Source organism: Chromobacterium aquaticum (assembly GCF_021129195.1).
Lineage (GTDB): Bacteria > Pseudomonadota > Gammaproteobacteria > Burkholderiales > Chromobacteriaceae > Chromobacterium > Chromobacterium aquaticum.
On the sequence record NZ_JAJOHW010000184.1, the window covers coordinates 1 to 8,528 of the forward strand.

Genomic DNA, 8,528 nt, shown 5'->3' on the forward strand with positions numbered 1-8,528 from the left:
GGCCGCTGGCTGGCGCGGCCGATAGACGCCGCGCGCCACGCATTGATGCGGCTGGCCGAAGGAGACTTCAGCACCCAGATCCCGGCCGCCGGCCTGCGCGAGCCGCGCGCGGTGCTGGAAGAAATGGAAACCCTGCGCATTCATCTGCGCGCCATCCTCGCCGACGTCGTCGCCGGCGCCGAGGATGTCAGCGAGGCCGCCAGCGCCACCCACGCCGAGGCCGAGTCGCTGAACACCCGCGGCGAATCGACGCTGGAAGGCATTACCCGGGTGGCGGCGGCGCTGGAGCAATTGTCGGTGTCGGTCAACGAGATTTCTCAATCCACCCGCGCCAGCGCCGAATTCGCCGACCAGGCCACCGAGCTGGCGAATCAAGGCGAGGTACAGATGAGCGACACGCGCCAGGCGGCTCAGGCCGTGGTCAGCGAAGTGTCCTGCACCCGCGACATCATCATCAAGCTGGAGCAATCGGTGGAATCGATCAACACCGTCACCGGCGTGATCAAGGACATCGCCAACCAGACCAATCTATTGGCGCTGAACGCGGCGATCGAGGCCGCGCGCGCCGGCGAACAAGGTCGCGGCTTCGCCGTGGTGGCAGACGAAGTTCGCAAACTGGCGGAACGCACCGCCGGCAACACGCTGGAAATCGAACAATCGGTGGGTTTCCTGCGCGAGCGCTCGCAGGAAGCGCTGGAAGAAGTGAAGGCCGCGGTGAGCAAGGTCCATACCGCCGAGGAAACGATACAAGCGGCGGCCCAGGGACTGGAGGCGATACGCAACGCCAACGCGAAGGTGGCGGAATCCTCCTCCAGCGTGGCCAATATGCTGCAACAGCAGTCATCCGCCTCCACCGAGGTGGCGCAGAGCATGGAAACGATGAGCAATCTGACCGAGCAGAACAGCCACAGCATCGCGGCCACCTTGCAGGTGGCGCAGAAGCTGCACACCACCGCTGGCGATTTGCGGCGCCTAGTCAGCCAATTTGAAAAACACATGTGATTGGCATGTAATTCGCGAGCCAATGGCATGTTTGGAAATAATCGACATGCGAACGCGTTTTATTACACAAACTCTACAAAATCGAGGAACTACTTGATACCCCCTCTTTCATAGCTGTTATTCGCCGCGGCCTTACTGCACTGCACCATGACATCGGCCGCGGCGAATGCCGCCCGCGCTTAGAGCCTGTTCAAAGTCTCGCGAGCAAGAGCGAGACAAGGCGAAAACGGCTGAGAAAGCGGAATGTACACACGGTACATGAGCATTTCGAAGACATACTCACCGTATAACGCTCCACGACGCGCTGCAGATCGTAAACAGACGCTTACGTTCAAACGCCGCTCGCAAACCCAGCCCAAGGAGGTGAAGCGCCCAGCAACAAGGCGCCAAGACGATGATCGCACTGCCCTGCCGCAGCGCGGCGTCGACGACAGCGCGGGATCGGCCCGGCCACGCGCCGCGCATGCGTCCCAAAGATGCAGTGTCTCGTTCGGCGAGGCTCCTATGCAAACACAGGTCACTGATCTGACGACGTCGAGAGACGCCCAAGGTTAGGACAGGCTTTATCGGATTAAGGTATAGCCCAAAGTGACTTCCCGATATTTTCGGGATACGTTGCATAGTGCCAAAACTTAGACGCGGAGATAGCTTTTCTGCACTCTCTCTTCTGGTTTACGCCCCCATTGTGACAACTGTTTGTGGTTATAAAACAGCTAACGGGGAACCCCTCAACATGTCTTTTGCAAGCATCACCCTGCCTACCGCTCAGGCAAACGAAGTCAATCTGAAAGAAACCGTCGCCTCCTACATGAGCGACACCCTGATCACCCTCAGCCGCGACATGAAAGTCAGCGAAGCGCGCGAGCACATGCTCAAACAGCTGCGCGACGAAGACATTCCCGCGCAGATTTTCGTCATCGACAGCAGCCGTTTCCTGCACGGCCAACTCTCGGTCAAGCGCCTGCTGACCGAAACCGATCTGACGCTGCCGGTTTCCGCGCTGATGGGCCCCACCTCATTTGTCGTCGAGCCCAATCAACAACGCCGCGACATCGTGCCGGAGCTGATAGACAAGGGCGTGGATCTCGCGCCCGTGGTCAGCGGCGGCAAGCTGCTGGGCGCCCTGTACGAAAAAGAGATCGCCGCACTGATCCGCGACGAAGGCACCGACGACGCGCAACGCCAGGGCGCCAGCCTGCCGCTGGAAACTTCCTACCTGGAAAGCTCCCCGTGGAGCTTGTGGAAAAAACGCCTGCCCTGGCTGTTGCTGCTGTTCTTCGCGGAAGCCTACACCAGCACCATCCTGCAAGTGTTCGAAGAGCAGCTGGAAGCCGCCATCGCCTTGGCCTTCTTCATCCCGCTGCTGATCGGCACCGGCGGCAATAGCGGCACCCAGATCACTTCCACCCTGGTGCGCGCGATGGCGATGGGCGAAGTCAGCCTGCGCAATATCGGCACGGTGCTGCGCAAAGAGGTGACCACCTCCTTCATGATTGCGCTGGCCATAGGCGTGGTGGCCTGGATACGCGCCTGGATGCTGGGCGTGGGAGACGAAGTGGCCTTGGTGGTGTGTTTGACCCTGATCGCCATCACCATCTGGAGCGCCATCGTCTCCTCCATCATTCCGATGCTGCTGAAGAAGATGCGCATCGACCCGGCCGTGGTGTCGGCGCCCTTCATCGCCACCTTCATCGATGGCACCGGCCTGGTGATCTACTTCAACATCGCCATGTTGGTGATTTCCGACCTGGCCTAAGCGCCCCCTTTCCGGCGCGCCATCGCGCGCCGCCGCAAACCGCGCCCGCCAAGCCCATCCCCTGGATGCGGACTTGCCGGGCGCGCGCCGATGCCCGCGAGGCTTTGAACAGGCTCTTAGGCCAGTTTGTCCGCTTCTTGGTTTTTATCACGCCGCCGCCAAGTTGTTTTCGGCCCATTGACATGCTAATGTCCTGATAAATTTAAATAATCCAGGCATGCTCCGCCACCTTCTCATCGCAACGCCACTTAAACGGCCTCTTTCATGACCCTTTCAAACCGTAAACGCTTCGCCGCGGCTCTGCTCGCGGCATTGCCACTGGCGGCTCACGCCGAAACCTTCGACCTGGGCGCCATTCTCAAGGACGGCATCAAGAAGGCGCTGCAAAAAGACCCCGCCGCGGACGGCGCCACCGCCCTGCTGGCGCCCGGCGTCTATGACGGCTCCGACAAACAGTTCGAACGCACGCTGACCATTCGCCCCAACGGCAAGTTCGAACTGGAAGTCATGCAGAAAGGCAAACCCGGCCAACTGCGCTCCGGCTCCGGCAGCGGACAACTGCAGGCCAACGGCGGACAATGGCGTTACAGCGAAGGCATCTGCACGATGAGCGTCGTGCCGCAAACGGCTTCAGTTCAACTGCAGCTGGACCGATGCGCCAGCGCCTTCGGCGACGTGCCCTTCGACGGCCAATACCGGCTGGCCAAAACGGCCGGCGGCGCCCAGGCCGGCGCCGGCAAGAACAAGGCCTTGGCGGCGCAGCTGAACTGCCACAATCTCAACCTCAGCGAAAACGGCATCGCCAAACTGCTGGCAAGCGCCACTGGCAGCGCGCCCAACCAGATATGGGAACATGAGCTGGCCTTGCCGGGAGGCTATGACTATGGCGGCCTGCCTATCCGCTCGGTGCAGCTGTCCGAAGTGGACGGCGGTTTCCTGGCGCTGTTCGTGGACGGCGACGCCGCCGCGATCAAAGCCGCGATCAAGAAAACCCAGCGCAAGAGCAGCAGTGCGTCGATGTTGAGCAAGGTGGGGGAAAGCTACCCCTTCCCAGGCAAGCCCAACGGCCTGCCCTATGTGCAGTGCCGCAGCAAGATGGCCCAGAACGGGCTGTATTGACGCTTGCGCCAAACGACAATGGCCCCGGCAAACGCCGGGGCCATTGCATTTAGTCGGCTTGTCTAAAACTCAGCCGCAGGCGCCGACATGGCCGCAGGCGGTGCAGAACTCGCAGCCGTCCTTCTTGATCAAGGCGTGGTTGCCGCATTCCGGGCAGGGCTTGCCCGGCACCTGTTTCAAGGCGGCGCTGGCTTCCGGGCTGAACAGATCGCTCTGCTCCGGCACCATCACCCCCATCTCCTCCAGCGGCACGCCTTCCTCGGTCAGCACGCCCAGCATCGCGTAGCGGTGGATGATCAGCTGCGCCAGGTAGGCGACGGTGGACGGCCAGCTCTGCGACTTCTCCACGCCGGGGATGCGGGCGAAGAAATCGCCCTGCGGCTCGGCGTAGCTCAGCAGCTTGCGCAGCTTGAGGCCGATCCAGGCCGGGTCTATCACCCGCATGTCCAGGCTCAGCATCTTGCACAAGCCGTCCAGCTCGCGCGGGTAGGCGCCGGCCAGCCACATCGAATACGGCCGGCGCTGGCCGTTGGGCAACACCAGCTCCTTGATGAAGAGCACGAAGTCATCGCCGGTTTGCGGGTTGCTAACGTCCACCGACCAGCTCATGGTGCCGTCGGTACCGGATTTGGGCTCCTTGCGCGCGAACAGCGCATCCATCACCGGCGTCGGCTCGTTCTGGTCCGCCGGCAGCGCGCCCAGTTGCTCGACGCGGTGGCGCACCACCTGAGCCAGGGCCGCCGAAGCCGAGGTGGCGTAGACGGTGCGCTCGCCCAGATCGAACACATAGCGCTTGTCGCCGTTGGTGTGCGACAGCGCGTCCAGCTTGGCCGCCAGCCAGCCGTGGTCACGGCAGCGCATGTCCATGGACAGGGTCTTGGCCACCGCGCCCAGGCCGCGCTGTTCTTCCGTGGCGTTGACCCAGCATTCGAACGGCGACACCCGGCCGTTCTCCACATGGCCCACCACCACGGCGAAATCGCCGGCGTCGCCTTCCACCATGAAGGTCCACGATGGGTTGCCCTCTTTCAACTTGGGCCGATTCGGCCATTTCAGGCTGGACAGCGCCGGCGTCGGCGCGGTGTTGAGCACCACGCGGCGGTCCGGATCGCCGTCGCCGCTGCCGGACAGGTCCTGCGGCGTGGCGGCGCTGGGCTTGGCCGGTTCCACCGACAGCACCGAGCCCAGCACGCTATTGGGACGATAAGTGGTAATGCCCTTCAGGCCGGCGCGCCAGGCTTCCAGGTAGAGGCTTTCGAAATCGTCGAAGGGGTAATCGCCGGGCACGTTCACCGTCTTGGAAATGGCGGTGTCGATATAGGGCGCCACCGCCGCCACCATGCGCATATGGTCCAGCGCGCTCATTTCCAGCGCGGAGACGAAATAGTCCGGCAAGGCGTCGGTATCGCCGCCCTGCATCCGGTAGACGCGGTAGGCATGGTCTTCCACCAGGTATTCCTGCTGGCTGCCGTCGGCCATGCGTTTCTTGCGGGTGTAGAACCAGGAGAACGGCGGTTCGATGCCATTGGAGGCGTTGTCGGCGAAGGCCAGCGAAATGGTGCCGGTGGGCGCGATCGACAATAGGTGCGAGTTGCGGATGCCATGCTTGCGGATGCGCGCCTTGATCGCCTCCGGCAGCCGGCTGGCGCAATGCGGCGCGGCCAGGTAGGCATCGGCGTCGAACAACGGGAAGCCGCCTTTCTCGATGGCGATGTCCACCGAGGCATCGTAGGCGGCGTCGCGCATCGCCTCGGAAATACGGCTGGCGAAGCGGCGGCCCTCCTCGCTGTCATAGCGTATCTTCAGCATGATCAGCGCGTCGCCCAAACCGGTGAAGCCCAGGCCGACGCGGCGCTTGGCCTGGGCCTCGCGCTGCTGTTCCTCCAGCGGCCACACCGTCAGGTCCAGCACATTGTCCAGCATGCGCACCGACATGCGCACCACTTTCTCGAAGCTCTTGAAGTCGAAGCTGGGCTTGTCGCCAAACGGCTGGCGCACATGGCGGCACAGATTGATCGAACCCAGATCGCAGCAGCCGTAATCCGGCAGCGGTTGCTCGCCGCAAGGATTGGTGGACTCGATCACCTCGCAATAGGACAGATTGTTGTCCTGGTTGATGCGGGTCATGAACAGCACGCCCGGCTCGGCGTGGTCATAGGTGGAGGCCATGATCTGCCGCCACAGTTCGCGCGCCGGCACCGCGCGGTAGACCCACAGGCCATCCTCGCGCTGATAGCTGCCGGGGAAGGCGTCGGACGACGGCTCCACCTCGTGGGTCAGTTCCCAGGCGACGTCGGCTTCCACCGCGCGCATGAAGTCGTCGGAGACGCCCACCGAGATATTGAAATTGCGCAAATCGCCCTGGTCCTTGGCGTGGATGAAGTCCTCCACGTCCGGGTGGGAAATGTCCAGCACCCCCATTTGCGCGCCGCGGCGCGCGCCGGCGGATTCAACCGTTTCGCAGCTGCGGTCGAACACTCGCATATAGGACACCGGGCCGGACGCGCGGCTATTGGTGCCCTTGACCCGCGCGCCCTTGGGACGGATGCGCGAGAAGTTGTAACCGACGCCGCCACCGCGGCGCATGGTTTCCGCCGCCTGCAGCAAGGCCTCGTAAATGCCCACCTTGCCGTTTTCGGTTTCCGACACCGAGTCGCCCACCGGCTGCACGAAGCAATTGATCAGGGTGGCGCGCAGCTCGGTGCCGGCGGCGGAATTGATGCGACCGCCGGGAATGAAGCCGTTTTCCAGGGCCTGATAGAACAGCGGCTCGAAACGCGCCGGATCGCTTTCCAGCGCGGCCAGCGCCTTGGCCACGCGCAGCCGCACCTCGCCCACGCTTTGCTCGCCGTTCTTGGCGTATTTTTCCAGCAACACCTCGCGGGAGATGTCCTGCTCAGTCATGGCGGCGATGTTTTCCTGCTTCATGGTTCCCGGTTCCTCTTGAATTGCGACCTGCGGCGGCCAGTACGACCCCGTTCCAGCATGCAATGGACTGTGCGGCTCGCAAAAGGTTTCAACACGTCCAATACGCAACATCTGGAAAAGAAAAACGGCGTATTACACTATATGTAGTTACGCCGTTCGTTGACACATATCAAGCGCTATGCCGCGCCGCCACCACTTTTCCCGTTCGTCATGAGCAAAAACACGACGCGCGGCGGCGGCCCGGAATACTGGGTCAGGAGCTCTTCAGCTTGACCTCCAGCGGCACGCCGTCGCGGCCGGCCGAGGCCTTGACCGGCTCGCCCAACTGGATGCGCTCCTGCAAGGACGGGTCGACCTTGACCATGGCCGCGCGCGCGTTGGCGGCGCGTTGCTTGGCCAGTTGCTGCAGGCTGGCGTCGGTGATGCTCTGCGCGGCGATCAACTCCTCGCGCAGCAGCTTGCCCAAGGCCGCGCCGGACGGCCCGCCCGGCTTCAGCGTGTGGCCCAGCAGCTTGAGACGGCCGATCTGCTTGCCGTACACCGATTTGACCGCGGACAAGATGGCCTCGTCCTGCATGTCCGGCAGCGGCAGCGGCTCGCCGGCGCCCAGTTGATGGCCGGCGGCGGCGAAGATCGCCAGATCGGTCTGCGCGCGCGCCATTTCCTTGCGGTCGGCGTCGGCGTTGTAGCCGCCGCTGATGGACAGCATCAGCTTGGGCCGTTTGACCATCAGCCCGGCCACCTTGACCAGCTTCTCGCGCTCCGGCGGCGCCACATTGGCCTCGCCGGCCACGAAGCGGATATCGTCGAAACCCTCGCCGCCCAGCAAGGCGCCCAGCGCGCGGAACGGCGCGGTCACCACCTTGGTCACCACGTTGACGATGGCTTTCCAGATGATCTTGCCGTAGCTGAACTGCGGATCGTCCAGGCTGCCGGCCACCGGCAGGTCCAGATCGATGCGCTTGTCGCTGTCCTCCAGGATGGCCACCGCCAGCCGCAGCGGCAGCCGCGGGCCCTTGTATTCGCTGTCCGGCAATTCGTCGCCCAGTTGCAGGGAATCGATCACCACCCGGTTCTCGCCCTTGAGCTGGCGCTGCTCCAGCAGGTAGCGCAGGTCCACCGACAAGCGGCCGTCCTTGACCTGCCAGCCGGCGAAGTTCATCGAATACGGGTTCAGCGTGCCCATGGAGATATTGCGGAAGGCCAGGGTGATGTCGGTATTGTCGGTGGGCGCCAGCGGCGACAGCGCGCCGCGCACCTTGACGTCGCCGAACTGGTCCACATCGCCGTCCAGCGTGATATTGCCGCGCTGGCTGGCGCGGGTGGACAGGTTCTGGATGGAGCCGCGCAGATTGTGCATGTCGGACGCGAAGTCCGGCTTCATGCCATGGTCGGCGAACTGCACCCGCCCGCCCTGCACATGGATGGACTTGACCTCCACCAAGGGCAGCGGCGCCGCCTTGGCCGCCGGCGCGGGCGTTGCCGGCTTGCCGCCCTGGCCGGCGAACAGACGCTTGAAGTTGAGCTCGCGCTTGTCGTCCAGCACCAGCCGCGCCGCCGGCGCTTGCAGCCGCACATCGTTGACCGCCACTTTCAGCGGCATGCCCTGGGCACTGAGGCCGCGCACTTGCAGATCGCGCCAGCCCAGCAGCGGCAGTTTCTCGCCCGGCTCGTACACCGCCAGCCGCGCCACGCCGGCTGAGCCGCCGACGCGCCAGCCGCG

At 63.7% G+C, this 8,528-nt stretch carries 5 protein-coding genes and 1 riboswitch; of the genes, 3 read left to right on the top strand and 2 right to left on the bottom strand.

All coding sequences use genetic code 11. The features are described from left to right. The 3 genes from LQT98_RS22285 to LQT98_RS22295 all read left to right on the top strand — a co-directional run. Positions 1–1,002: methyl-accepting chemotaxis protein (locus LQT98_RS22285; protein WP_231465294.1), on the top strand; the 1,002-nt coding region annotated here is incomplete at its 5' end. A 478-nt stretch (positions 1,003–1,480) separates the two neighbouring features. Next, a riboswitch (M-box (ykoK) riboswitch) is annotated at positions 1,481–1,653 on the top strand. 82 nt (positions 1,654–1,735) lie between these two features. Then, entirely contained in the window at positions 1,736–2,758 is a 1,023-nt protein-coding gene (locus LQT98_RS22290) for a magnesium transporter (RefSeq protein WP_231465296.1), read from the top strand. Between the two features lie 264 nt (positions 2,759–3,022). Further along, positions 3,023–3,877 (top strand): hypothetical protein, encoded by an 855-nt coding sequence (locus tag LQT98_RS22295; RefSeq protein WP_231465298.1) that lies wholly within the window; start codon positions 3,023–3,025, stop codon positions 3,875–3,877. A 69-nt stretch (positions 3,878–3,946) separates the two neighbouring features. On the opposite strand, the gene LQT98_RS22300 is transcribed toward LQT98_RS22295, so the two are convergent. Together LQT98_RS22300 and LQT98_RS22305 are read right to left on the bottom strand one after the other, a co-directional pair. Then, a complete protein-coding gene (locus LQT98_RS22300; protein ID WP_231465300.1) occupies positions 3,947–6,805 on the bottom strand; it encodes an adenosylcobalamin-dependent ribonucleoside-diphosphate reductase in 2,859 nt (952 codons plus the stop codon). A 253-nt stretch (positions 6,806–7,058) separates the two neighbouring features. Beyond that, a partial coding sequence (locus tag LQT98_RS22305; protein ID WP_231465302.1) for a DUF748 domain-containing protein occupies positions 7,059–8,528 on the bottom strand: 1,470 nt, incomplete at its 5' end.